General features: G+C 53.9%; 18 protein-coding genes and 1 pseudogene. 9 read left to right on the top strand and 10 right to left on the bottom strand.

What is annotated here, in order from left to right; translation table 11 throughout:
- Positions 1–16: 16 nt before the first annotated feature.
- Together ACTH3S_RS06160 and ilvG are read right to left on the bottom strand one after the other, a co-directional pair.
- On the bottom strand, positions 17–316 hold the full coding sequence (locus ACTH3S_RS06160) for an ACT domain-containing protein (RefSeq protein WP_441808143.1): 300 nt from the start codon (positions 314–316) through the stop codon (positions 17–19).
- A complete protein-coding gene (ilvG, locus tag ACTH3S_RS06155; RefSeq protein WP_441808142.1) occupies positions 313–2,013 on the bottom strand; it encodes an acetolactate synthase 2 catalytic subunit in 1,701 nt (566 codons plus the stop codon). Before ilvG ends, ACTH3S_RS06160 begins: the two co-directional genes overlap by 4 nt.
- Before the next feature lie 334 nt (positions 2,014–2,347).
- Here ilvG and ACTH3S_RS06150 point away from each other — a divergent pair, with 334 nt between their 5' ends.
- The gene (locus tag ACTH3S_RS06150) at positions 2,348–3,430 is read left to right on the top strand and encodes an efflux RND transporter periplasmic adaptor subunit (RefSeq protein ID WP_441808141.1); all 1,083 of its coding nucleotides are present in this window, start codon (positions 2,348–2,350) and stop codon (positions 3,428–3,430) included.
- A gap of 5 nt (positions 3,431–3,435) precedes the next feature.
- Entirely contained in the window at positions 3,436–6,519 is a 3,084-nt protein-coding gene (locus tag ACTH3S_RS06145; RefSeq protein ID WP_441808140.1) for an efflux RND transporter permease subunit, read from the top strand.
- A gap of 41 nt (positions 6,520–6,560) precedes the next feature.
- On the opposite strand, the gene ACTH3S_RS06140 is transcribed toward ACTH3S_RS06145, so the two are convergent.
- Together ACTH3S_RS06140 and djlA are read right to left on the bottom strand one after the other, a co-directional pair.
- Entirely contained in the window at positions 6,561–8,012 is a 1,452-nt protein-coding gene (locus ACTH3S_RS06140; RefSeq protein WP_441808139.1) for an amidase, read from the bottom strand.
- 155 nt (positions 8,013–8,167) lie between these two features.
- The gene (djlA, locus tag ACTH3S_RS06135; protein ID WP_441808138.1) at positions 8,168–8,944 is read right to left on the bottom strand and encodes a co-chaperone DjlA; all 777 of its coding nucleotides are present in this window, start codon (positions 8,942–8,944) and stop codon (positions 8,168–8,170) included.
- Positions 8,945–9,144: 200 nt separating this feature from the next.
- Between djlA and ACTH3S_RS06130 the strand changes: the two are divergent.
- From ACTH3S_RS06130 to ACTH3S_RS06120, 3 genes and pseudogenes are all read left to right on the top strand, one after another.
- Positions 9,145–9,396: pseudogene (locus ACTH3S_RS06130) on the top strand (alpha-ketoglutarate-dependent dioxygenase AlkB); the annotation flags it as partial.
- Positions 9,397–9,512: 116 nt separating this feature from the next.
- Positions 9,513–11,000, top strand: a complete 1,488-nt coding sequence (locus ACTH3S_RS06125; RefSeq protein ID WP_441808137.1) for a SulP family inorganic anion transporter — start codon at positions 9,513–9,515, stop codon at positions 10,998–11,000.
- Position 11,001: 1 nt separating this feature from the next.
- Entirely contained in the window at positions 11,002–11,895 is an 894-nt protein-coding gene (locus ACTH3S_RS06120; RefSeq protein ID WP_441808136.1) for a universal stress protein, read from the top strand.
- Positions 11,896–12,425: 530 nt separating this feature from the next.
- Here the strand turns inward: ACTH3S_RS06120 and ACTH3S_RS06115 are convergent.
- The 4 genes from ACTH3S_RS06115 to ACTH3S_RS06100 form a co-directional block, all read right to left on the bottom strand.
- Positions 12,426–14,342 carry an LTA synthase family protein gene (locus tag ACTH3S_RS06115; RefSeq protein ID WP_441808135.1) on the bottom strand — a complete coding sequence of 639 codons (1,917 nt, stop codon included), beginning with the start codon at positions 14,340–14,342 and terminating at the stop codon, positions 12,426–12,428.
- Between the two features lie 491 nt (positions 14,343–14,833).
- Complete coding sequence (locus ACTH3S_RS06110; RefSeq protein WP_441808134.1) at positions 14,834–16,027, bottom strand: NAD(P)/FAD-dependent oxidoreductase; 1,194 nt, start codon at positions 16,025–16,027, stop codon at positions 14,834–14,836.
- 43 nt (positions 16,028–16,070) lie between these two features.
- Complete coding sequence (locus tag ACTH3S_RS06105; protein WP_441808133.1) at positions 16,071–16,877, bottom strand: PhzF family phenazine biosynthesis protein; 807 nt, start codon at positions 16,875–16,877, stop codon at positions 16,071–16,073.
- Positions 16,874–17,155 (bottom strand): hypothetical protein, encoded by a 282-nt coding sequence (locus ACTH3S_RS06100; RefSeq protein ID WP_441808132.1) that lies wholly within the window; start codon positions 17,153–17,155, stop codon positions 16,874–16,876. Before ACTH3S_RS06100 ends, ACTH3S_RS06105 begins: the two co-directional genes overlap by 4 nt.
- Before the next feature lie 190 nt (positions 17,156–17,345).
- On the opposite strand from ACTH3S_RS06100, the gene ACTH3S_RS06095 reads away from it, so the two are divergent.
- The gene (locus ACTH3S_RS06095; RefSeq protein ID WP_441808131.1) at positions 17,346–18,761 is read left to right on the top strand and encodes an aminotransferase-like domain-containing protein; all 1,416 of its coding nucleotides are present in this window, start codon (positions 17,346–17,348) and stop codon (positions 18,759–18,761) included.
- A gap of 24 nt (positions 18,762–18,785) precedes the next feature.
- Here ACTH3S_RS06095 and ACTH3S_RS06090 read toward each other — a convergent pair whose 3' ends face one another.
- Together ACTH3S_RS06090 and ACTH3S_RS06085 are read right to left on the bottom strand one after the other, a co-directional pair.
- Positions 18,786–19,439: a response regulator transcription factor gene (locus ACTH3S_RS06090; protein ID WP_441808130.1), complete on the bottom strand. Its 654-nt coding sequence runs from the start codon at positions 19,437–19,439 to the stop codon at positions 18,786–18,788.
- The gene (locus tag ACTH3S_RS06085; protein ID WP_441808129.1) at positions 19,432–20,910 is read right to left on the bottom strand and encodes a PAS domain S-box protein; all 1,479 of its coding nucleotides are present in this window, start codon (positions 20,908–20,910) and stop codon (positions 19,432–19,434) included. Before ACTH3S_RS06085 ends, ACTH3S_RS06090 begins: the two co-directional genes overlap by 8 nt.
- Before the next feature lie 173 nt (positions 20,911–21,083).
- Between ACTH3S_RS06085 and ACTH3S_RS06080 the strand changes: the two genes are divergently transcribed.
- From ACTH3S_RS06080 to ACTH3S_RS06070, 3 genes are all read left to right on the top strand, one after another.
- Complete coding sequence (locus tag ACTH3S_RS06080) at positions 21,084–22,712, top strand: acyl-CoA synthetase (protein WP_441808128.1); 1,629 nt, start codon at positions 21,084–21,086, stop codon at positions 22,710–22,712.
- Positions 22,713–22,808: 96 nt separating this feature from the next.
- Entirely contained in the window at positions 22,809–24,185 is a 1,377-nt protein-coding gene (locus ACTH3S_RS06075; RefSeq protein WP_441808127.1) for a solute carrier family 23 protein, read from the top strand.
- Positions 24,186–24,435: 250 nt separating this feature from the next.
- The coding region (locus ACTH3S_RS06070) for a metal-dependent hydrolase (protein WP_441808126.1) at positions 24,436–25,197 on the top strand (762 nt) is incomplete at its 3' end.

Raw genomic sequence — 25,197 nt, 5'->3', positions numbered from 1 at the left:
TTGTCGTGTTGGCCTGTCAGGCTGTGTGGCTTACTGCAGGCGCTATGGCTGGAGTGGTCAATATGACCTCCGCTACAGTGTGCAGCTTTTCCAGCTGTGATTGAAGCATGGCCACCGAACGAGCGCCGTGAATCGTCAAGGCGATATCCAGCGCCTCGTCTGTTCCTTCCAAAACATTTTCTACTGCCATTTTTGCAATCCGAAAGCCGCGGATACGTATCACTTGGCACAGGCGTTCGAGGGCAGCCGATTCATGGCTCATACGGCAAGTAAGGGTATAACTTGGTGTTTTGTGGGGGTGGCTTTCAGTGTTCATGCAACCTTCTCCTTTTTGTCTGTTGAAGCGCGACGGGTTTCGTCAACCATGTCTGCGTTACTTCCACCAGGCTTAACAATTGGCCAAACGTTTTCTTCCCGAGCGATGGCTACGTGCAACAGCATGGGGCCGTTGTAGGCCAGTATAGTTTCAATGCCCCGGCGAACCTGGTCCGTGCGCTCAATTTTTAGGGCCGGAATGTCGAACGCCCGGGCCACGGCGACAAAATCCGGGTTGTCGTTCAGATCAATCTGGCTTTCCCGGTTGTTGTAAAATAGCTCCTGTTGCTGGCGCACCATACCCAGGCATTGGTTGTCCATGATGATCAGCTTCACGGGTAAGTTATAGCGGCGAATGGTGGCCAGCTCCTGTGCGTTCATCATGAAGGAGCCGTCGCCAGCAACATTGATAATCGTGCTTTGGCGGTTGGCAAACTGAGCGCCAATCGCTGCTGGCAAACCAAAGCCCATGGTGCCGAGGCCGCCGCTGGTGAGGTGATGGCGGGGACGATCAAACTGGTAATGTTGAGCCACCCACATCTGATGCTGGCCAACGTCACAGGCGATAACCGTGTCTTCTGGAGTAACGCGGGATAGCTGGCGGATGAACGCCGGGCCGGTAATGGGTGCTAGTGGCTCTTCATTATCTGCTGCAGGGAACCCACCGGTTGTGCGCCAGGTTTGGCACTGCTTCTGCCACTCACTGATTGCCAAAGGCGCTTCCTGAAGCGCGTCACTCAAGCCGCTTAGAATGACGTTTAAATCACCGCGCAACGCGAGATCGGCATTGCGCAGTTTGTTGAATTCTGCAGCATCTGCATCAATATGGATGGTTCGGGCATTGGGCGCAAAGCCGTCCAGCTTGCCGGTTGCTCTGTCGTCCAAACGTGCGCCTATAACCAAAAGAAGGTCGCATTCGTCAACCGCCCGGTTGGCGGCTCGGGAACCGTGCATGCCCAGCATGCCGAGGTTGTTAGCACTGTGTTTGCCAGCGTTCCCGATTCCCTTGAGGGTGACTACCGCAGGCAGGGCTGAGCACGCGGCAAACTCACGAAAGTTCTCTTCCGCATGGGCCAGGCTGATGCCACCGCCACTGTAAAGCAGCGGTTTACGGGCTGTGCGCAACATGGCTAGCGCGTCTGACAGATTGGGGCAGGAGTGGTCCTGCGGCGCCGATTGGCGAATGGGTGCGGGTGTGGTATCTAACAGCAATACATCCTTGGGGATATCAATCCACACCGGCCCGGGCCGGCCGCTTTGAGCCAGTGCCATGGCTTCTTCCAGGATAGCAGGCAGTTCGTCTGCACTCTCAATCAGGTAGCTGTGCTTTACGATTCCCAGGGTCATGCCAAGAACATCGGTTTCCTGAAAGGCATCGGTGCCAATCAGCCCGGAGGGAACCTGACCGGTAATGACCAACATGGGGATGGAATCCCTGTGTGCATTGGCAACTCCGGTAATCAAATTGGTGGCGCCTGGGCCGGAGGTGGCAATGCAAACGCCCAGCATGCCACTGGCCCTCGCGTAGCCGTCTGCGGCCAGTGCACAGGCTTGTTCGTGGCGGCACAACACATGCTCCACACGCACATCATCCACCAGGGCATCGTATAGCGGCATGATGCAGCCACCCGGGTAACCAAAAACCGTTTGGATATTGTGGCGGTGAAACGTGTCAAGAATGTGCTGTGCGCCGTTCATTGTCGTATTTCCTGTTTTTTTCTTCCGCAAAAAAGAAACCCCCGGGACCTTGCGGTGCCGGGGGTTTCTGGTGTTTTTGTCAGGTTTGTCTCTATCTCACCTGCTATCCACGCAAAAGCCCCCGGACGGTACCACGACCACCAGAATTAGCTTTGCTAGGACGACAACTTGGTTGAGATTCATAAAACGGACAATCTGCTCTGAATTCGTAAAAGGATTCTGTGTAGAATCTACCCCACGCTTTAAACCAGTTGCAACTGTTTCGACGAAGTTTTTTCTGGCAGCGTCGTTTTTAGGGTTGTCATCCACCTAGTTCAAGCCGTGTAGGTACTTAATGAGCAAAGTAAAATGGAGTTCGCTGGGTCTGTCGGTGATCGTTGTGATTGTTCTGGTAATTTGGATGGCGATGGGCGATATCAAGGTCGCTAGCACCGAGCCACCCGCACAGCAGAGCGCGGCACCACAAGAGCCAACACGAGTTCAGGTTACCATCCTAAATACACAGCTATATGAGCCGGGCCTTTTGCTCCAAGGCCAGCTGGAACCATGGAGTGCTGTAACCGTAAGCGCTAGGGTTGCGGGTACGGTTGAAGCGGTTAAGGCAAATCTCGGCGACTCGGTAAAAAGCGGAGATGTGCTTTTAACTTTGTCTGAAGATGGGCGCGGTGCCGGAGTCAAACGCTGGGAGGCAAGGGTTAAAAAGCTTGAGGCTGATTTGGCGGGCGCCCGTAAACTGCGATCTAAAAATCTGGCGTCTCAGTCAGAAATTCTTAGCATCGACAGTGATCTTGCAGCCGCTCGGGCGGAGTTGAAGGGTGCTCAGCTAGCGGTTTCACACCTCAGGCCAGAGGCGCCGATTGATGGTGTGATCAACAACAAAAGCGTTGAAACGGGAAGTTTGGTGCAAGTGGGATCTGCTTTGTATGAGGTGGTGCGCACAGATAGGCTTAAAGCCACAGGGCAGGTGCCCCAGCAATCCGTTGCACAGGTTTCGCCCGGGCAAACGGTGCGGGTACAACCGTTAGACGGACAGGCTCTGAATGGCGTTGTCACCTTTGTGGCCAGTGCCGCGAGTGCGGAAACCCGGAGTTTTGCAGTGGAAATTGCCGTTGAAAATCCGGAGCAAAAACGTGTGGCTGGCGGCAGCGCGAACCTGCGCGTTGCTCTACCTGAAGTTAAAGCGGCATTTATCTCCCCGGCATATCTGATCCTGGGAGACGATGGGCGCCCAGGTGTGAAGTATGTTGACGAGCAAAATCTGGTGGTGTTCCGATCGGTTGAATTGCTGAGTGTCTCTACCAAAGGCGCCTGGGTAAAAGGGTTGCCAGATGAGATACAGCTGATTACTCGCGGTGGTGGGTTTGTGAATGAAGGCCAGAAAGTTGAGCCGGTTGATGCCGCCGACGAGCGAGGCTGAACAGAATGCGCGCACTTATTTTTGCTGCCATAGATCGTAGCCGCACCACACTGCTAACCCTGATATTTCTGACTCTGGGCGGCATAGCGGCGTTTCAGGCTATACCCAGGGAAGCAAATCCCGACATCACCATCCCAATGATTTATGTCTCCATGAGCCTGGAGGGTATTAGCCCGGAAGATGCTGAGCGGCTGCTGGTGCGCCCGATGGAACAGGAGCTGCGTTCGCTGGAAGGCATCAAAGAAATGCGTGGCAACGCCTCCGAAGGGCATGCTTCGGTGATGCTTGAGTTTGATGCTGGGTTTGATCCGGATACCGCCCTGCAGGATGTCCGGGAAAAGGTGGATACCGCACGCAATAAACTTCCCCGAGAAGCAGACGAGCCAAGGGTGAACGAAATCAACGTTTCGTTGTTCCCGGTGTTGTCCATAGGCTTGTCTGGACAATTGTCCGAGCGCGAACTGATCACCATTGCCCGAGGGCTGCAGGATGCCATCGAAGCGGTTCCCGACGTTCTGGAAGTTGAAATTGGCGGCGACAGGGAAGACCTTCTTGAAATTGTAGTAGACCCACAGGTGCTGGAAAGCTACGGCATAGACTTCGACCAGCTCAGCTCCTTGGTCAGCCGCAATAACCAGCTAGTAGCCGCCGGCTCTCTGGATACCGGCAACGGCCGCATGACCCTGAAAGTGCCCGGTGTTATCGAGAACATTGAAGATGTTATGTCCATGCCGATCAAGGTGGATGGCGACACGGTGGTGACCTTTGGCGACGTTGCCATGCTGCAGCGCACGTTCAAAGACCCAAGGGGGTTCGCCCGCATTAACGGCGAAACGGCGGTGGTATTGGAGGTATCCAAACGCACGGGCGCTAACATTATTGAAACCGTGGGGCAGGTGCGCGAGCTGATCGCCCAGGCGCAACCGCAATTGCCAGATGCCCTAGAAGTCCGTTACATCATGGATCAGTCCGACGAAGTCCAAGACATACTGAGCGACCTGCTCAATAACGTATTAACCGCCATTGTGCTGGTTCTTATCGTTATCATCGCCGCCATGGGGTTGCGCTCGGCTTTGTTGGTAGGGCTGACGATTCCCGGAGCGTTTCTTGCGGGCATTCTGGTGATCTGGTTGATGGGCTTTACCCTCAACATTGTTGTGTTGTTCAGCCTGATACTGGTAGCAGGCATGTTGGTAGACGGTGCCATTGTGGTGTCTGAGCTGGCAGACCGAAACCTGTCTGAAGGGCAAACAGTAAAAGGGGCCTGGGCAGAAGCAGCAAGCCGTATGGCCTGGCCAATCATTGCCTCTACCGCAACCACACTGGCGGTGTTTGTGCCCCTGCTGTTTTGGCCCGGAGTGGTGGGTGAGTTCATGAAGTTTCTGCCGATTACGGTGATTATCTGCTTGGTTGCCTCCCTGGCAATGGCGCTTGTGTTTCTGCCGGTGTTGGGCGGTGTGAGTGGGGGCCGTAGAGCCCGCTCTGCCAATGAAAGCGGGCGAATGATGCAGCGTTATCGTGGCCTGCTTTCCAGCCTGCTGTCTTATCCCGGTTTTACCCTGCTAGGCGTGCTGGCGCTGGTTTTGGTGGTCTATGTCGCCTATGGCAAGTTCAATTATGGCATTGAGTTTTTCCCAAGCGTGGAGCCGGATTCGGCCCAAGTGCAGATTCGCGCACGGGGAGACCTGTCGGTACTGGAGCGCGATGCCATCGTGCAGCAAGTAGAGGGCCGTTTGCAGGGAATGCCTGAAGTAAAAGCCCTGTATGCGCGTTCCATGCTAAGCACCAATACACAGCTGGCGCCAGATGTGATCGGCGTGCTTCAGTTCCAGTTTACCGACTGGTTTACCCGCCGCCCGGCTAGCGCCATTCTTGATGATTTTCTGGCTCGCACTGATGACATTCCGGGCATTGAACTGGAGTTTCGAAAGCAGGAAAACGGCCCGGCGGGAGGCAAACCCATTGAGCTGCAGGTCAGTAGTCTTGATAGCAGTAAGCTTAGTGGGTTTGTGGACCAGATTGAAAACCAAATGCGCGCCCAGGGCGGCTTTGTGGATATTGAAGACGACCGCAGCCTGCCGGGAATCGAGTGGCGGCTGGAAGTAGATCGAGAAGCCGCCGCCCGTTTCGGCACGGATGTGCTCAGCATTGGCAGTGCCGTTCGCCTCGTGACCAACGGCCTGGTTCTGGCAACGTATCGTCCAGAAGATGTGCGCGATGAAGTGGACATTGCCGTGCGGGTGCCAAACAACTGGCGAGAGCTGGATCAGCTGCAACGCCAAACCATTAACACGGCCCGCGGGCAGGTTCCGCTGTCGCAGTTTGTGGATCTGCAGCCGGGGGAGAAAACCGGCAGCATTGTTCGGGTGGACGGCCACAGAACCGTAACCATCAAATCTGATATACAGCCGGGCGAGCGAGTAGATGCGCTGCTGAAAGCCCTTCAGGCAGAACTTCCAGAGGTGCCAGAGGGCGTGTCGGTTAAGTTTGCCGGCGAAAATGAAGACCAACAGCAGGCCTCCACGTTTCTTGCTACCGCGTTTCTAGTGGCTCTTGGCATGATGCTGATTATTCTGGTGACCCAATTCAACTCGCTGTATCAGAGTTTTCTGATTCTATCGGCGATTGTTCTGTCCACGGCGGGGGTTCTTCTGGGGTTGTTACTGAACGGGCAATCGTTCGGAATCGTGATGGTGGGCATGGGCATTATTGCGCTGGCGGGCATTGTGGTGAACAACAACATCATTTTGATTGATACCTACAATCAGATGAAGAAAGACGGAATGGCGGCTTATGAGGCGGCGCTGGAAACCAGTTGCCTGCGTTTGCGACCGGTGCTGCTGACCGCCGTGACCACCGTGTTGGGGCTGATGCCGATGGTGTTGGGGGTTAACGTGAATCTCCTAACCCCATCCCTCGGGTTGGGCGCGCCATCAACTCAGTGGTGGGAACAGTTGTCCAGTGCCATTGCGGGAGGTCTTGCGTTTGCCACTGTGCTGACACTCTTGCTGACACCCGCGATGTTGGTGCTCGGCGATAAAGTCAGTCAGAAGCTGAGAGCTGCCAAACAGCGCCTGAGCCGAAGTTAAAGCTCAGGCACAGAGTAAACCGGAAATGGTAAGTTGGGGTGCTAAGCCCTATCGCAGAGCAACGGCCAGGGATTGTCTGCCTCAAGAGCGTAGGCAATCTCCAGCAGCGTGCGCTCGTCGCCATGGCGACCCATGATCTGCACTGAAACGGGGAGGTTCTCCGGCGTCTGAGCCATGGGCAACGACAGCGCGGGCGCACCGGTCACGTTGGCCAGAGGCGTAAAATTCGCATACCGAGTGAGACGATCAAATAACATCTCAAACGGCACCTCGGGGCTGAGATGCCCAAGCTTTGGGGTGGTATGCCCCAGTACCGGTGTTAGTACCGCATCGAAGCCTGTCATTGCCTTGGCATAGTCGAACCTGGCGCGACGCAGGCGCCACAAAATCGCCGGCAGTCGCCAGGCCCCACGCAGGAACATCCGGCTCATGCCTTCGGTAAGACCATCGACCCGCCGTTTATCAAAATCTGGATGAGTCATCTTGTGGCCGTTGAGCTTCATGCCAAAGGCCAGCAATCCCCAATACATAGCAAAATCATCAGGAAACGAAGACTTCACCGGTATGGGGACAGGTTCTATACGGTGCCCTTGTGCCTCAAGCAGCCGCGCAGTGGCTTCGACGGTTTCCCGGGTAACGTTATCCGTTGCGTGGCCGTTGATGGAGTCTATCACTATGCCAATTTTCAGTGGTCGGCTCGAAGGGCCTTCCACTTTACCCATCGCCTGCATTTTAGGGTTGCGGAAATACTGCTCGGCCTGGTGGAAAAAGTTGGCGGTATCTCGCACCGAACGGGTTACTACACCGTCACTCACAATATTGATGGGTAGGGATTTGGCGGCATCGTTGTCGATAACACGACCACGGGTGGGTTTAAGCCCCACAAGCCCGCAGCAGGCCGCTGGGATGCGTATGGAGCCGCCACCGTCGTTGGCGTGGGCAATGGGCACTGCGCCACTGGCAACCAGTGCGGCTGAACCGCCAGAAGAGGCGCCAGTGGAATAGGCCAGGTTCCACGGGTTGCGGCTGGGTGCATCATGGAGTGGCTCGGTGCTGGCATTAAACCCGAATTCGGGGAGTGTGCTTTTGCCAAGGCAGAGAAAGCCCTGGGCCAGCATTTGCTGTGCGAAGAGGCTGGTCTTGTTTACAGGATGGCCGGCAGGCACGGCGGCTGAGCCATGGCGGGTAGCCATTCCGGCCACGTCTGTGTTGTCTTTGATAAAGGTAGGCACACCGGCAAAAAAAGGAGCATCCTCTAGGCTCTTTTCTTTGTCTAGCTTGGCCGCTGCCGTCAACATCTGATCATAACGCTCGGCGATCACACCATGGACCAGAGGTTCTGCCTTGTTCAGCCGATTAATAGCGGCCTGGGTCAGTTCGGCAACCGATACGTCTTTGCGGCGAATACGATCTGCCAATGCGGTGGCATCATCATTGCCCAAGGCGTCATTAGTGAAGGCATTGGCGGTTTGCGGGGAATCAGCGGCTGACATCCGGGAAGTACTCCGTCATTATTTTCAGCGGCTCTTTTGATGGGAGCTGCTTTGTTGGCAGCTACTCTACTCGAACGCAAAACGGGGTGACATGTCATTTCAGGTATGAGTTCACACGCCCGATATGTTAACCAGGCGTGCACGGGGAGAGGGGGTCAGGCGCTGTTTTTGCGGGATTCTTTGATTATATCGTAAGCGTGGGTAATTTCCTGTGTACGCTCTTCTGCCATTTCGCGCATGCTTTCAGGAAGGCCGCGCCCTGCAAGTTTATCCGGGTGATTCTCGCTCATTAACTTGCGATACACCTTTTTGAGCTCGGCATCACTAATTGAGGGCGAAACTCCCAGAACCTTGTAAGCATCGTCGTTTTGTTGAGCGGTAGATCGCTGGCTGCCGGATTGGCCCGCATGCGCGCCTCTCAGCATGGCCTCCAGTTGGTCAACCTGGCTTTCAGGTAGGCCTAAACGGCGGGCAATGCGCATCAGCATTTCCCGTTCTGCCGGATGTACTACACCATCCGCTGCAACCGCAGAAAACTGCACTTGAAGAAACATTTGCAGGAACGCCGGCTGCCGCCCACTGATCCGCAGGAAATGATCCAGCTCTGCATCCAGGTCGAAGCCAGGCTCTTTGCCGCGGCTGAATGCAGCCTTGGCTGTCGCTCTTTGCGCGTCGTTCAAACGAAAGCGCACAAACATGGCCTCGGCCATCTCTATTTCGTCTTTTGAGACCACGCCATCGGCTTTGCACAGTGCGCCCATAACTGCAAAAACAGAGTCAACAAAGCCTGACTGAATGTTATGGAGTTTGCCTATCAAACGGCTTTTAGCGCGGTTAAGCAAAAATGCGCCAATGGCTGCCCCGATAAGAAAGCCGGGGAACTTGCCAAAGGCGTAACCAATCAAACCACCAATGATTATTGCAAACAGCATTAAAACGTCCTTACCGGAGAATGAATCAGACCACAGAATATACGTGTTTTTTAGTGGATCTTCATGAACAGGCTTTCATTAGGTTCATTTGCTTTATTCTGAGTGCGTGAGCTGCCATATTTTTCATGTTAACAGTGCAAGTTATGACTCTTGATTTGTTTGCTAGCCAACCGGTTGAAATGAATACTGAGACTGTCTCGGAGAATGAGCGCGACTTCTCTCAGCCGATTGTATCTGTGTCTCTTGGGTTGCCTCAGGTGTTCCAATTTTGCGGACTAACACGGGGCGAGCGGCCTTTAAACCTCCCACTGGGTCATGGCGATGTGGCCGTCTGGGGCGGGCCTTCACGATTACGCTACCATGGTGTGCTCACGCTCAAGGCTGGAACGCACCCGCTGACGGGCCCTTGTCGATACAACCTGACCTTTCGTTGCGCTCGATCGCGCAGCTAGTCGCTCTTACGCCAGCACCCGCATTTTGATAGAATTCGCGCCCTTTATTTTGCCGCGATTTTTTTCTGGCAGCCCTATTTTTATTAAACAGTGTAGCCACCTGGATACCTAAGACTATGGTAAATACTTTGAAAGCCACTTGGTTTTCCAACACCAAAGGCGACCTGCTCGCCGGAATTGTGGTAGCCCTCGCGTTGATTCCAGAAGCGATTGCTTTCTCTATCATCGCTGGTGTGGATCCCAAGGTGGGGCTTTACGCCTCATTTTGCATCGCTGTTATCATCGCATTTGTAGGCGGTCGCCCAGGCATGATCTCTGCAGCGACCGGCGCCATGGCGCTGCTGATGGTCACGCTGGTAAAGGAGCACGGCCTGGAATACCTGTTGGCCGCCACCTTGTTAACCGGGGTGATCCAGATTTTGGCTGGTTGGCTGAAACTGGGGAGCCTGATGCGTTTTGTTTCGCGATCGGTGGTGACGGGCTTCGTGAACGCCCTCGCTATTCTGATTTTCATGGCTCAGTTGCCGGAGCTTACCAACGTAACCTGGCACGTCTACGCCATGACAGCAGCCGGGCTGGGAATCATTTACTTGTTTCCTTTTGTACCGGTGCTGGGCAAGGTTCTGCCATCGCCGCTGATCTGCATCGTGGCGCTGACCATTGTGGCGGTGCTGTTCAATATTGATGTGCGTACCGTAGGCGATATGGGCGAGTTGCCCGATACTTTGCCGATCTTCCTGTGGCCGGATGTGCCACTGAACCTGGAAACCCTGATGATTGTTCTGCCGTATTCCATTCCGCTGGCGGTGGTCGGCCTACTGGAATCCATGATGACAGCCACCATTGTGGACGATCTGACCGATACAGAAAGTGACCGTAACCGCGAGTGCCGGGGGCAGGGCATTGCTAATATTGGGTCTGGTTTACTTGGTGGTATGGCTGGTTGCGCAATGATTGGTCAGTCGGTTATCAACATCAAATCCGGTGGTCGCACCAGGCTGTCCACGCTTACCGCCGGTGTGTTCCTGATGGTGATGATACTGGTGCTGGACGACATATTGGTGCAGATTCCCATGGCCGCTCTGGTGGCTGTGATGATCATGGTGTCTATCGGCACCTTCTCTTGGGAATCTATCCGCAACCTGAAAACCCATCCGCTTTCTACCAACATTGTGATGTTAGTAACCGTGTGCGTGGTGGTTGCAACCCACAACCTGGCGCTGGGTGTGTTTGCCGGGGTGTTGCTTGCGGCACTGTTCTTTGCCAACAAGATCGGGCACTTTATGGAAGTGCAAACGACTCTGGATGAATCGACAGGTATCCGCAGTTATAACGTGATGGGGCAGGTGTTTTTCAGTTCCTCAGAAAAATTTGTTGCTGCGTTTGATTTCCGCGAGGTGGTAGATAAAGTGGTGATAGACGTTAGCCGCGCCCACTTCTGGGACATTACTGCGGTGGGTGCGCTGGATAAGGTGGTTATCAAGTTCCGCCGTGATGGCGCGGAGGTGGAAGTGATCGGCATGAACCAGGCCAGCGCTACCATTGTTGACCGCTTTGGAGTGCACGACAAGCCGGAAGGCGTTGACCAGTTGATGGGCCATTAATATGCAAGATACGATAGGTAACCCTCAAGCGACCCCGCAGGATACATTGCATGTTGTAGCGTGTGTCGACGGTTCCCGTGCGGCACCGGCGGTGTGTGATTATGCTGCTTGGGCCAGTAAATATATGGGCTCACCATTGATCCTGTTGCACGTGCTCGACCAAGAGCGCTATCCCGCGGAGCCAGATTTGGCCGGTAACATTGGCCTGGGTAGCCGCGAGCACCTTTTGGATGAATTGGCGTTGCTGGATCGCAAGCGGGCCAAACTGGCTTTGGAGCATGGCAACCACATGCTCGACGAAGCCGCCTACAGGTTACGGGATGCCGGCCTTGGCGAGATCAAAAAACGCCAGCGCCATGGTGACTTGACCGAATCACTGTTGGCCATGCAGGAGCATACGCGCCTGCTGGTAATGGGGCTGCACGGCGAAAGTAGCTCAGAACGGGATCAGCGTATTGGCAGCCAGCTGGAAACCGTTATCCGCAGTATGAGCCGGCCTATTCTGTTAGTGCCGAATGAATATTCTGCGCCAAAAAGCGCCATGTTGGCCTTTGATGGCAGCGCCACGGCTTTTCGTGGGGTTGAGCATCTAGCTGCCAGTCCGGTACTCAAAGGGTTGCCTATGCACCTGGTGATGGTGGGTGATGAAACACCCGAAGCCATGGCTCAGCTTCGTAAGGCCGAGACCATGCTGGCGCCATTGGAGTCTGAAATCACCCTGGCTGTTCGTAGCGGTGAAGTAGAGCCTGCGCTGCACAGTTATCAGGAAGAGTTCGACATCGATATTCTGGTGATGGGCGCTTACGGCCACTCGAAAATCCGTCGTTTTTTGTTGGGCAGCACAACAACCAACATGTTGAACTCTGCTAAAACACCGCTGGTGATTTTGCGTTAAGTTTTCCCGTAGAACCTTAAGCAATAAAAAAGGCAAAGCCACATAATGGCTTCGCCTTTTTTATAACGAAAATCGGAGCTTACAGGCCCAGCTTCTCTGCCACGTAGTTTGCGTCTTTGTCGCCACGACAACGCATTCAGGCATTCGTCGTCTGTGGCGCTGGCGTATTCCACTCGGCCTAGATCTTTCAGGTAACTGTGTTGCGGGCCGCTGCCCGGGCTTGCCCAGTGTCATTGTCGCGCCTGTATCCAAACCCTCACCAGCCGGCTCTACACCCACCAGTTTGACGTTTTCATCGTTCAGAAAGGCTGTGAACATACCGATGGCGTTAGAGCCGCCGCCTATGCAGGCTGTTACGTAATCCGGCAGTGTGTTGTAGCGCTCTGTTCAGGATCTCCCCCCGATCCGACGCAATGGGGTGCCCGGGCAGAGTGTCCGGATAATAGAAGTTGGTCAATGATCAAACAGTCATGCCTGCAACTGAGCGGTCATGACGGTAATCGGCCCAGTCTGCGAGACTTGCTAGTTGGTTATGGGGAATCCGGGCTAGTCGTAGCGAGTACCCGGGAACGAAGGTAATAATCCATCAATCGATGATATTCCTCTGGCCACCCAGCATCGAATGGCCGGTTCTCTTCCGGCTGTTGCTGGTTGAGCAGCGGGTCATCTTTATTCCAAGGATAATACAGTCCGGACCTGTCATTACTGAACGCTCCATGCTCATTGATACTGCGCTTCAGGTTGAACCCCACGTTACTGACCCCATCCGTGCCCAGCAGGTTTTCACCGCCGAGGGTAATATAGTCCTGGTCTGACAGGCTGAAATGATACAGTGTCGGGAAAATATCCCGGTGCGACCCGATGCGCATTGGGTCATATTTGTGTGGCGTGTTTTCAAGGATCGGGTCCGGCACGTGTAGGAAGAACGGCACCGCATAGGTAAGACCATATTCCGTGGGCTCATCTGTACTCAGGTTCCGCACGCGGTGATCGCCGGTTACCGCAATAATGGTGTTGTCGCGCAGAGTCGCGGACTGCTTGATACGCTTCATGAATTGACCTAGCGCATCAGAGGCGTACTGAAAAGTCTCAAGAAGCACCTTGGCCTGCTTGCTCTCATACTCGGCCATGGCGGAAAACCGATCGCTGATTTCCGTCGGCTCGGGCTCATAGTTTTCCGGCACCTTGTACGGCGAATGATTGGTGGTGGTCATAATAAAGAGCAGGGTGGGCTTATCCGCCTCTTCCATTAGCTTGTTGGCAAACTGGAACAAAAAACCATCGGGCACGCCCCAGGTACCTGAATATTCGTCGGCCTCGGGAATCGCCTCAATAATGTCATTTTCACCATAGACATGGTCAAACCCCTGGGCAGGCAAATAGCTAGCCAGGTTACGCCACATGCCATTTCCACCGTACAGGAACGCCACTTCATATCCTGCCTGCTTGTAAGGCAGAACAGCAGAACCTGGTAAGGCGGTATTCCGGGCCGAGGAATGACTGATGGTGGCCACGGGGCTATGAAACAGTGTCATGACAATGCTGTCGATCGTCCCGGAGGTGCCCGCCAAAAAGCGCTGAAAAAGAAAACCGTCTGCGAAATGAGGGCGAAGGCTTCCCAGCAGGTCGTTACCTGGAAGATTGTCTTCCACCATAATATTCATGCCCATACCCTCCATCATGGCCACAACCACATGGGGCGGGTTCTGTTGGAGGTGATTATTTTCTGGCGTGTGATAAACCGGGGTCGGCTGGCCGAGCACTTTCTCCATCTGGGCGCTCAGCGTGGGCTCAGAAACTGGATCAAAACGCCGCTGTTCCTGGTAATCAGTGGTCGCCCAGTCCAGTGCCATAAATACGTTCGGGGTGATCATATTCAGCGGTTTGTACTGGGAAACGCTGGCGTGATAGCGCTTGAGGGGATGACTATCGAGAGTTCCTCGCGCTGTCACAAAGGTGGACAGAAAAATTGTGGCTACCGCCAGTGACGTAACGCTCCAGTGCCAATAGGCTTGCGGGTTTATACGACCCAACGGAGCGTGGAGGAACCACCGGGAGGTCAGGTATGCCAACGCACCGACAATGAACGCCACCAGAAAACCACGTACCACGGGATAGTCTTCCCAGATATTGACAAGCACTGCGGTTGAGTCGTCTTCCCATAGCCCGAAAACAAAAAGGTCAATATGGCTGCCATAGGTTGTGTAGTAATAAAAATTGCATATGCAGCCGACTACATAGAGTGCTGCTACAACCGTATGATAACCGACCGAAAACCTTAACCAGCGCTGGTAAGCGCCATGAAACGCGGCGGCGACAAGGCCGCTCAACAAAAGAGGTGAATAGGCAATTGCCGTTACCTTGGCATCAAAACGCCCGCCAACAAAGAAAGCCCTCCAAGTGTCATCACCAACCCCTGTTGCTGGCAACACATCCTGTATATACATGAAAAACAGGTAGCGCGAAATCAGCAGTATGCTGAAGGAAAATAGAAAGCACTTGAATAAAAATAATGATAGCTGACGAAAGCGGGATTGATATTTCATCTTGGGAAATGGCAACACGTGTAAGGGTCAGGAAATCAATAACTGGCTCAACAACAGTCATCCGCATGGTAACGGGCGTCGAACACCGGGGACGTTATGCATGACAAGCAAGCACGTCTGAGCCAATCCATAGGAAGCAAATATTTTATAGCGGAAAGATGTCGGCTACCACAGCAATATGACAGATCGATGTTTTTTGCCTGCCTCGGTCTAAAATTGTGCGCTAGTGCGTGTCTACTCCTAACAAGAATCTGAGTAGGTAGGGGCCGAACCTACAGCAATAACTGCCCCTCGTCTGCCAGAAAACGCACCCGCCTGAAAATCTGGTTCTCGGAAATGTCCAAAAACAACTACGATTGTCTAAAATCGAATTATTCTAAACAATCAATCAATCAAGCTGCCTGCCCAGCCGCCACGCCCGAAGCCCAGGCCCACTGAAAGTTGTGCCCGCCCAAGTGGCCGGTTACGTCTACAACTTCGCCAATAAAGAACAGGTTTGGGTGATCCAGAGCGGCCATGGTTTTTGATGAAAGCTGGCGGGTATCTACGCCGCCCAGCGTAACTTCCGCCGTTCGATACCCCTCTGTTCCGGCAGGTTTTGCCGTCCACTGGGCCAAAGAGTCTGCAATCTGCTCAAGATCGGTGTTTCTATAGCTTTGAAGTGGACCTTGCCAGCTGTAGAGTTCGTTAAATGCCTGTGCGAAACGTTTTGGCAGGTGCTGGGCGAGGTATTGCGCCACGGTGGACTGTGGCTTTTGTTTGCGTAGGGATGCCAGGTCTTCTTGGATATTGCGTTCCGGGAGCAGGTTGATGGTCAGCGGATCGCCGGGCTGCCAAAAGCTGGAAATTTGCAGCATTGACGGCCCACTCAATCCCCGGTGCGTGACTAGCATAGGTTCACGAAAATGCTGATTGTTGCAGGCTGCTTCTACCGGACAGCTTACGCCAGACAGTGGTGCTAACTGCTGCTTCAACTCCGGGTGGAGAGTGAAAGGCACCAGCCCAGCCCGGGTGGGCAGAACCGTGAGCCCGAATTGTTTGGCGATCTCGTAGCCGAATCCTGTGGCACCCATGGTTGGGATGGACAGGCCGCCGCAGGCGATAACCAGAGATTCACAGGTCAAAGTGCCGGAGCCCGTGTTCACGCGGTAGTGTTCAGCTTCTTTGCCGACGCTCTTAACGTTGGCCTTCATGCGAATCTCAGAGCCCGCCCATTCGCACTCTGTCAGCAGCATGCTAAGGATGTCTTTTGCGCTGTCCTTGCAGAACAATTGCCCTGCAGCTTTCTCTTCGTGCTCTATGCCGTGGCGTTCCACAAGATCCAGGAAATGCTGTGAGGTGTAGCGCTTTAGGGCGGAGATACAAAAATGCGGGTTGTCTGATAAAAAATTGGCTGGGGCGCTGTTGAGATTGGTGAAGTTACAGCGGCCACCACCAGACATGAGAATCTTCTTCCCGGGTTTGTTGGCGTGATCAAGCACCAGTACCTTGCGCCCGCGATAGCCTGCGGTGGCCGCGCACATCAGCCCAGCAGCGCCGGCCCCTATGATGATCAGGTCGTACTGGTTACTGGAACTTGTTGTCATTACTGCCCGCCCTTTGGTTTATATGGCGGGCAGTATATCAGCCTCACGTTAGGTGTACGGTTCCTTCCATATAAAACGTCGCCTGCCCAGCAATGGCAACACGGTCACCTTTCAATTCACAGCGCAATAAACCGCCACGGGATGAAAGTTGCCGGGCTTCAAGCTTTGTTTTGCCTAGTGTCTCCGCCCAGTAGGGCGCCAGAACACTGTGAATAGAGCCGGTAACCGGGTCTTCATCAAGGCCTGCGCCGGGCGCAAAGTACCGACTCACAAAGTCGGCAGTCTCACCCGGTGCGGTGATGATCAACCCGAGATTGTCCAGCTCTTTTAACAGTCGCATATCTGGTTGCGCGGCTTTAACGGCGGCCTCGTTTTCCAGAACAACCATGTAGTTGGCGTCGCTTGGTACGTAGAAGGCTGTGGTGGGCGCGCCTGCAAGGGCTTCGCTGATAAGTGCCGGTGTTTCCCGCTCCTCGATAGGAAGGTTGGGGAAGTCTAAAACCAGCCAGTCGTCTTGGGTTTTGTGAACACCCAAAGGGCCACTTCTGGAGTGAAGGCGAATGTGCTCCGCAGGCCAATTCAACTTATTGAAAATAACCCAGGCACTGGCCAGAGTGGCATGTCCACAAAGCGGCACCTCAATATTTGGAGTGAACCAGCGGATATGGAAATCCGAGTCGTCAACACCAGGCTCGGGTACAAAAAATGCCGTCTCCGACAGATTGTTCTCTGCCGCCAAGGCCTGCAACGTTTCGTCCGGAAGCCATTTTTCCAGCGGCATTACAGCAGCCGGGTTGCCTTTGAAAAGCTCACTGGTAAAGGCATCTACCTGATAAATGGGATAACTCATGATTGGCTCTCCAACAGTAAACGCTTAGCGTAGTGCTGTGCCTTGTGGCTGGCAAACTGAGCCAGTTCCCGCTTACTGTAAAAGTGCAGTTCGGGAAGTGGGGATTGGTGAGTGACTACCCAGTGATCTTGGTCGCGCTGGTCAACCGAAAACCCAAGGTCTTGCAACCACTGATGAGTGATGCCCAAAGACTCGGAATACAGCGGTACGGCACTCGCGTGCAGGCCAAAAAGATTGTTCCGGGTGGCGGATAAGTTGTGGATGTGAGCGATGCCCATGGTGAAACTCCTTCTTCTGATTGCGATGTTATTATTGTCCCTCTTAGCTGACAGCCATAACAGATTCAGATAATCTGTTTTTGAACCGGTACAGGGTGTGTTTTTGATCATCTGTACTGGTGGGTTTTTCTGACATCTGTACTGTTCTGCTCAGGTGTCAATCTGTAGCAGCGAGCGCGAGGCAAGCAAAATGGGTGTTCTATACAGCCAAGTGGCAGACAGGCTTCAGGCATTGATTCAGGAAGGGGTCTATCGAGACGGCGATAGGCTGCCGGGTGTGCGGGTGCTGAGCAAGCAGCTTGGGGTTAGTATCTCAACGGTATTGCAAGCCCACCAAACACTGGAAGCCCGCGGTTATCTTCAGGCGCGGGAGCGCAGCGGCTATTTCGTGCGTTTGCCAGTGGTTGATGCCCCGGAACCTATAATGCACAAACACCGCAATCGCCCAGTTCCGGTCAGTGCCCGTGAGATGGCGCTGGATTTGTGCGCGGATGAGCAAAAGCGCATGGTGCCACTGGCTACGGCTATTCCCCATGCGGATTACCTGCCGTTGCGGCAGATTCAGCAGAGCACACTCTGGGCGGCACGGCGCGGCCTTGAAACATTGGACTATGCCTTTCCGGGCAAAGAGTCGTTTCGTAGGCAGATCGCCCAGCGTATGGCGACCATGGGCGTGCCTATAACCCTGGAAGATGTACTGGTTACCAACGGGGCTCAGGAAGCCATTATTCTTGGCTTGCGCGCCGTTACCCAGCCAGGTGACATAGTGGCGGTTGAGTCACCCTCATTCCCCGGCATTTTGCAGGCGTTAGAAGTCGTTGGGCTGCGGGCCATGGAAATTCCCACACATCCTTCGGATGGTCTAAGCCTTGAAGGCCTGCAGCTGGCTTTGGAGCAGTGGCCGCTGAAGGCCTGTGTGGTGGTGGCCAACCACAGCAACCCTATGGGCGCCAGAATGCCCGATGAACGCAAAAAACAGCTGGTGTCGATGCTTGCTGCAGCTGGAGTGCCGTTGATTGAAGACGATATTTACGGTGATCTGTATCACACCGGCGAAAGGCCCCGGCCCGCGAAAGCTTTTGACCGCACCGACAATGTCATTTACTGCAATTCTTTTTCAAAGACCATTTCTCCGGGCCTAAGGCTGGGCTGGATGCTACCTGGGCGCTACATGGCGAGCGCCCGACAGCAAAAGTATTTTTCTAATCTGGCTACGTCATCTATACCGCAGCTCGCGGTTGCGCATTTTTTGGAGCAGGGCGGTTACGATCGTTACTTGCGTTCTGCACGACAGAATTACCGAGAGGCGGTAGAGCGTATGCGTACTGCGGTGGCACGTTCATTCCCAGCGGGGACGGCAGTAAGTAGGCCCCAGGGCGGCTTTGTGCTTTGGGTACAACTGCCCGCTGGAGTCTCCGGCACCCGGGTGTATCACCGAGCCCGGGCGGAAGGTATCAACGTGGCACCGGGTTTGATGTTCTCGATTTCAGGCAAGTTCGAATCTTGCTTGAGGCTTAACGGCGGCAATCCCTGGAGCGAACGTATCGACCAAGCCATCGCCAGGCTTGGTGCGTTGGCTCATGAAGAGCAGGCTCAAGGTAGTTAGTTGAGTGGCCATTGCCCAGTTCGCTCAGGGCTCAGCGCGCAGGTTCAGCGCGTCCACCAGGCCGGCTGCAATAGCTATGCCAGTCACATCGGGTAGTTTTTCTGCCCCTAAACGCTTCATCACCCGGGCCCGGTATAGGTCAATGGTCTTAACGCTAATGCTCAGCTGGTCGGCAATTTCCCGACTTGTGTAACCTAACGCCATTGGCAGAAACACATCCCGTTCTCGGCGCGTAAGGGTCGCGATAAGTGCGCCTGTCTTCTCGTCGCCTAATTGCAGATGGTTGGATTGCTGCCTAGCTTCCAATGCCTGCTGCACGCTGTCCAGAAGGAGCTGCTCATTGAACGGTTTTTCAATGAAATCAAAGGCGCCGGATTTAAATGCGCGCACCACGATGGGTACATCCGCATGGCCAGACACAAAGATAATCGGCAGTTCAATGCTTCGCTTTTGTAGTTCTTCTTGTACGTTGAGGCCGCCAAGGCCTGGCATTCGGACATCCAGCACAACACAGCCGCCCCGGCTATCTCCCAAGGCATCAAGAAACTTGCGGCCATCGCTGTACGCCTGCACATTCAAACCGACGGATTCCAGCAACCACTGGGTGGATTCCAGCATGCCTGCGTCGTCGTCTACAATGTAAACGGTGGTGGTATCCGGGGCAGGTTGGTCACTCATTGGGTGAAATCTCCGTGCTTGGTTCAGGTTTGGTCGCAAGAGCGGCCGGGAAGCGGCAGATCAGCTTCAAGCCGCCGGTAGAAGCGGGCTGGGCATCCAGAAAGCCACCAAAACCTTCTATAATGGAGCGGCTCATTGACAGCCCTAAGCCCAGCCCTTGAGGCCTGTTGGTATAAAACGGCTGAAACATCTGGCGTATGCCCTGATCATCAAGGCCCGGGCCTTCATCCACGACTTCAATCAGCGTTTCTCCCTTGTTGTTTACAGAGGTTGAAAGAACCAGGCAAGAGCCTGCGCTACCTGCGTGAGAACTGCGCGCCTCCACGTTTGCTTCGATACCGTTGCGGATCAGGTTGATGAGTACCTGTTCCAACAACACCGGATCTGCAGTGATGGTTGGAGCGCAAGTGGTGGATGCACAGATAATCTCCACCTGGTTTTTGTCGGCTTCCCATTGGCATAACTGGGCGACAGTGGTGAGAGTCTGGTTTAGCGAAACTGCTGCCGAGCGCTTCTGGCCCTTGCGGAGGAAGGAGCGCAGGCGTCGGATGACTTCTGAAGCGCGATTGGCATGATGGATAACTTTTTGGAGGCCATCGCCGACACGCTCTAAGTGCTCTGGTTTCTTTGTCGCACTTTTAAGGTAGCGCTGGCTGGCGCTGGCAAAATTGACGATGGTTGCCAGCGGCTGGTTCATTTCGTGGGCAATGCTTGAAGCGAGTTCGCCAAGCGTGGCCAGCCTTGAGGTTCGTGCAAGTTCATCGGCCAGCCTGCGGCTATTTTCTTCCGAGGCCACCCTGGCCGTGATGTCCCTGGATACGCTAACTACCTCAATCACCGCACCTGTGTACGTTTCTCTGATTGCCCGGCTTGCGATCTCAAACCATCGTTTACTGCCATCACGGTGGCTTATATCCAAAGTCATGGTGGCGTAGCCGTCGTCTCTCAGTAAATTATGAGCCTCAATCAACTGCTGGGCGGCGTTATCACTGTGGAAAATATCCTCCAGGCGTTTTCCCCGAAGTTCCTCCGGCCAGTATCCTAGCAGGCGCCATGATGCCGGCGTGGCATCAATAAAGCGCCCATCTGGTGCGTGTCGTGAAATAAGGTCGGTGGTGTTTTCTGTAATCAAGCGATAGAGCCGGTTCGACCGAACAGCCTGCTCGTGTGTCAGTATATGGTGTGTGGCATCCCGGCTACGGGCCAGCACTTGGCCGGTTTGTGGGCAAGGAATAAATGTCCACATGAGTATGACGGTGTTGATTCGAGCTTCCACATCCTCGATGGCCCGGGCCTGATTTAAAGCAGCGTTCACCAGTGCCTTCACATTTGGCGGGAGTAAGCTGGAGGGGCCTTGCAGGTTGTTTGCCATCCACAATGTTTCCGCAGCCTGATTGCTCCGCAGAGGGTGTGCCGAGTTGTCTAGGATCACGCTAGGTTGCGGGTCTGCGTCTGACAAGCTAAAACCCATAGTAGGACAGAATCTTTTGTAAAGTTTGAAGTATAGTAATTATACTATAATACGTTGGTGTAATTTCTAGTCACTTTGCTATTAAATACCATTCCGGTCATATGAAAGCATAGTCACTTTACTCATTTGCTGAATACACCACAAAAACAACAGGCTCACAAGAGGAATACTCAATGACCTCGATCTTCGATCAGGGCCTTGCGCCCGTTGATGCCAATTATGCCGTTCAATCCCCGATTGATTTCATCGAACGTACCGCCAGCGTGTACCCGGATTCCCCCTCCATTATTCATGGGGCCATCCGTTACAACTGGTCGCAAACCTACGACCGGTCACGGCGTCTGGCGTCTGCGCTGAAAGGGCGGGGCATAGGCCGAGGCGATACTGTGGCTGCTATGTTGCCCAATATTCCGGCTATGGTGGAGTGCCATTTCGGTGTGCCGATGATTGGCGCAGTGCTAAATACGCTGAACGTGCGCCTGGATGCAGAAGCCATTGCTTTCATGTTTGAGCATGGCGAAGCCAAGGCAGTGATTGCCGATCGCGAATTCGGCGAGGTGGTTCGCGATGCCGTCAGCCGTATGGAAAACAAGCCACTGGTTATTGATGTGGATGATCCGGAATACGGCGAGGGTGTTCAGGTTAGCGACTTGGACTACGAAGCGTTTCTGAAGGAAGGCGATCCTCAATTCCAGTGGAGTTTCCCGGAAAGTGAATGGGATGCCATATCACTGAACTATACCTCCGGAACCACCGGCAATCCTAAAGGTGTGGTGTATCACCATCGCGGTGCTTATATCAATTCGCTGGGTAACCAAGCCGTTTGGTCGATGGGAATGCATCCGGTGTATCTGTGGACGCTGCCAATGTTCCACTGTAACGGCTGGTGTTTTCCCTGGACGATTACGGCTATGGCGGGCACTCACGTTTGCCTGCGCCGGGTAGATCCGGAGAAAATCTTGCGGTTGATCAAAGAACACCAGGTTACCCACATGTGCGGTGCGCCCATTGTGCTGAACGCGCTGCTGAATGTGCCACCTGAGTCCAAGGCCGGTATTGATCACGAAGTCCGCTCTATGACCGCAGGTGCGGCTCCCCCGGCTCAGGTGATTGGTGCTGTTGAGGAGATGGGCATTAAGGTGACGCACGTATATGGCTTGACGGAAGTTTATGGCCCGGTAACCGTTTGCGCATGGAAATCCGAGTGGGACGAGTTGCCGTTGGATGATCGTGCGAAGATCAAAGCCCGCCAGGGCGTGCGCTACCACACCCTCGCAGGCACCATGGTGGGTGATCCGAATACCATGGAGGCCGTCCCCAAAGATGGCAAAACCATCGGCGAAATCTTCCTGCGTGGCAATACGGTGATGAAGGGGTATCTGAAAAACCCGAAAGCCACCGAAGAAGCTTTCCGTGGCGGCTGGTTCCACACTGGGGATCTGGCGGTGATGCATGAAGATGGCTACATGGAAATCAAAGACCGTCTGAAGGACATCATCATCTCTGGTGGCGAGAACATATCTACTATTGAGGTTGAGGACACGCTTTATCGACATCCTTCCATTCTGGAAGCGGCCGTTGTGGCACGACCTGATGAAAAGTGGGGCGAAACGCCTTGTGCATTTGTAACCCTCAAGCCGGAAGCAGGCGATGTAAGCGAAGAAGATATCATCAGCTTCTGTCGTGAGCATCTGGCTCGATTCAAGGTGCCCAAGACTGTTGTTTTCTCGGAGTTGCCCAAAACCTCCACGGGTAAAATCCAGAAGTTCGTATTAAGGGACCAAGCCAAAGAACTGGACTGATTCCCTGACCGGCAGCACCCGTCCCGGTGCTGCCGAATACCCTCACAAAAACAACATGATTGGCATTCGCCGCTGGCGAGTGCAGGAGACGCTATTATGCAAATATTCCAACGTAAGAACGGGGAAGAGCAGCCTTTCTGGCCAGCTGGTCCTTTTAAGATCCGGCTTCCTTTTGTTCATTACCGCTGGGAATTTGCGGAGATGGTTCAAGGGTTAATCATGTTTGTGGTTAGCCTGGCCATGATTCCGCTATTGGAAACCTATCTGGGTGTGCCTTACGACGTGGCGCTGGCCTATGTGGTGATCTGTGGCATTGGTTTCTTGCTGCCCGCGCTGTTAGGTGTGCCCCTTGTTCCTGGCTGGATTACGCCGGGTATTCCTGTGGTACTGCTGTTTTTGAGTGATTTTGAGCCTGGCCCCGAGGCTATACAGGCGATGTTCGCATTGCAGTTTTTGGTGTTTGTCATTTTCCTTTTACTTGGAGTGACACGTCTTGGAAGCAAGCTGGTAGACGTGATACCGCGATCCATGAAGGGGGGCATTATTATTGGTGCGGGTATTGCAGCGCTGATGGGGGAAATTGAGGCAGGTGGTCGCCTTGCCAATACGCCGATTTCCTTGATTGTCGGCGGCCTGGTTTGTCTGTATCTAATGTTCTCAGTGTCGTTTAAAGGATTTGTCGAGAGTAGCTCCATCGCGCGCAAAATCGCCAATTATGGGATGGTGCCGGGTATGATTGTGGCCATTCTGGTGGGCTTCGCTACCGGCGAATATGACGTGCCAGATGTTCAGTGGGGTATTACTAAGCCTGCTTTTGACGAGTTGTGGAACTATCTTCCGTTTTCTGTGGGTTTTCCGGATGCCGAAGTATTTCTCTACGCTATTCCAACGGCGGTAATCGCCTACGTTATTGCTTTCGGGGATATCGTGGTGGGCCAGTCCCTGATGAATCGCGTGGATCATCTTCGTAAAGACGAAAACATTGATAACAGCATCGATCGTGCGCATTTGGTAACCGCAATCCGGAACGGCGGTCATGCCTTCTTTGCTCCGTACCCTGGCTTGGCCGGTCCGATCTGGACAGCAGTAACCGCTACCATGGCCGAGCGTTATAAGTATGGTCGCAACGCCATGGATTCTATCTATAGCGGAGGTGGTACGTTCTGGGTCACCGGATTCATAGCTCTGTTTGTTTTGCCGCTGGTGAGCTTTTTCCAGCCGGTGTTACCCATTGCACTGTCTCTGACTCTGCTGTTGACCGGTTACATTTGTTTGATGGTTGGTCTGGAGCAGTTGGAGAATAACACCGAGCGGGGCATTGCCGGCACCATGGGTGTGGTGCTGGCAGTTTATGGCGCTGGCTGGGGGTTGGCGACCGGTGTGGTTCTTTATTTGTTGATTGAACGAACGAAGTTGCTTGGCTTTACTGCAGACCCTGAAGCTCCGGGTGCAGAAGAGGCTGACAAGCACTGAATTGATTGTTTCCGGCTTGCCCGGAGGCAATCCACACCCTGTGTGTCCTTGGGAGGCAAAAAGCCTCCCTTTTTTTTGCCAGCCGTTTTCATTCCTCTCTCGACCCACTACTGGCGATATGTCATTTTGTGACAATCTGTCCGTTTTCCTGAGTATTCCCTTCCTTCCCTCTCGTTCTCATGACTAAACTGGCGGTGCTGGTGATTTTTTGTTCGCCGTTCGAAAGCCATAATAAAAACAGGAGGCAGTCATGACCGTTAGCTCCACTCCCCTGGGTGTGTCCGTTAAACCGCGGTCCCTTCGCTTTGATGGCAGCGAAGAGCTGAAAACGCTCTGGCATAGTGATGATGCTTTCCGGACAGCATTCTTCAATGCGCTGTCGCTTCAGTTTCCAGACGGTGAACAGCAATTTATCAATGCGGTTCGGCTATATCAGGATAGGGTTGATGACCCCAAACTAAAAGCCGAAATTCGTGGATTTATCGGGCAAGAAGCGTTGCACAGCCGTGAGCACAAAGCCTACAACGAGGCGCTGAAAGCACGGGGTTATGACGTTGAACGATTGGATCGCCGATTTCGCAAGCATATGGAATGGGTTGGAAAGCTGTCGCCTAGCCGTCAACTGGCCGGCACTTGCGGCGCCGAGCATTACACTGCAGTGCTAGCCAATGCCATTCTGAGCCACCCAGAGTGGCTGGAAGGCGCAACGCCTGTTATGGCAAAGCTCTGGCGCTGGCATGCTATAGAAGAAACCGAGCACAAATCGGTGGCGTTTGATGTGTACCGGGAGTGCGTTGGTAACGAGCGCTTACGGCGGATTATTTTCCTGTTTGTGACCTGGAATTTCTTCAAATACACCTTCTTGAACACCTGCAGTTTGCTGAAAACCGATGGCAAGCTTTGGAGCCTTCGCACCTGGCTTGGAGGCCTCAGTTTCCTGTGGGGTAAACCCGGTATTTTGCGAAGGTGTATGCCTGACTTTCTGGCGTACTTTCGTAAAGGCTTCCACCCG

Origin of the sequence: Marinobacter sp., assembly GCF_052094685.1 — a bacterium.
Taxonomy (GTDB): domain Bacteria; phylum Pseudomonadota; class Gammaproteobacteria; order Pseudomonadales; family Oleiphilaceae; genus Marinobacter.
This window is presented reverse-complemented; position numbering and strand designations above follow the sequence as displayed.

What these genes read in the sequence shown, in the direction of transcription:
- ACTH3S_RS06140 (WP_441808139.1), bottom strand. Translation starts at nt 8,012, where the DNA reads ATGTCAGCCGCTGATTCCCCGCAAACCGCCAATGCCTTCACTAATGAC.
- ACTH3S_RS06110 (WP_441808134.1), bottom strand. Translation starts at nt 16,027, where the DNA reads ATGACAACAAGTTCCAGTAACCAGTACGACCTGATCATCATAGGGGCC.
- djlA (WP_441808138.1), bottom strand. Translation starts at nt 8,944, where the DNA reads ATGCTGTTTGCAATAATCATTGGTGGTTTGATTGGTTACGCCTTTGGC.
- ACTH3S_RS06090 (WP_441808130.1), bottom strand. Translation starts at nt 19,439, where the DNA reads ATGAGTGACCAACCTGCCCCGGATACCACCACCGTTTACATTGTAGAC.
- ACTH3S_RS06105 (WP_441808133.1), bottom strand. Translation starts at nt 16,877, where the DNA reads ATGAGTTATCCCATTTATCAGGTAGATGCCTTTACCAGTGAGCTTTTC.
- ilvG (WP_441808142.1), bottom strand. Translation starts at nt 2,013, where the DNA reads ATGAACGGCGCACAGCACATTCTTGACACGTTTCACCGCCACAATATC.
- ACTH3S_RS06085 (WP_441808129.1), bottom strand. Translation starts at nt 20,910, where the DNA reads ATGGGTTTTAGCTTGTCAGACGCAGACCCGCAACCTAGCGTGATCCTA.
- ACTH3S_RS06075 (WP_441808127.1), top strand. Translation starts at nt 22,809, where the DNA reads ATGCAAATATTCCAACGTAAGAACGGGGAAGAGCAGCCTTTCTGGCCA.
- ACTH3S_RS06160 (WP_441808143.1), bottom strand. Translation starts at nt 316, where the DNA reads ATGAACACTGAAAGCCACCCCCACAAAACACCAAGTTATACCCTTACT.
- ACTH3S_RS06150 (WP_441808141.1), top strand. Translation starts at nt 2,348, where the DNA reads ATGAGCAAAGTAAAATGGAGTTCGCTGGGTCTGTCGGTGATCGTTGTG.
- ACTH3S_RS06095 (WP_441808131.1), top strand. Translation starts at nt 17,346, where the DNA reads ATGGGTGTTCTATACAGCCAAGTGGCAGACAGGCTTCAGGCATTGATT.
- ACTH3S_RS06145 (WP_441808140.1), top strand. Translation starts at nt 3,436, where the DNA reads ATGCGCGCACTTATTTTTGCTGCCATAGATCGTAGCCGCACCACACTG.
- ACTH3S_RS06115 (WP_441808135.1), bottom strand. Translation starts at nt 14,342, where the DNA reads ATGTATATACAGGATGTGTTGCCAGCAACAGGGGTTGGTGATGACACT.
- ACTH3S_RS06100 (WP_441808132.1), bottom strand. Translation starts at nt 17,155, where the DNA reads ATGGGCATCGCTCACATCCACAACTTATCCGCCACCCGGAACAATCTT.
- ACTH3S_RS06080 (WP_441808128.1), top strand. Translation starts at nt 21,084, where the DNA reads ATGACCTCGATCTTCGATCAGGGCCTTGCGCCCGTTGATGCCAATTAT.
- ACTH3S_RS06125 (WP_441808137.1), top strand. Translation starts at nt 9,513, where the DNA reads ATGGTAAATACTTTGAAAGCCACTTGGTTTTCCAACACCAAAGGCGAC.
- ACTH3S_RS06120 (WP_441808136.1), top strand. Translation starts at nt 11,002, where the DNA reads ATGCAAGATACGATAGGTAACCCTCAAGCGACCCCGCAGGATACATTG.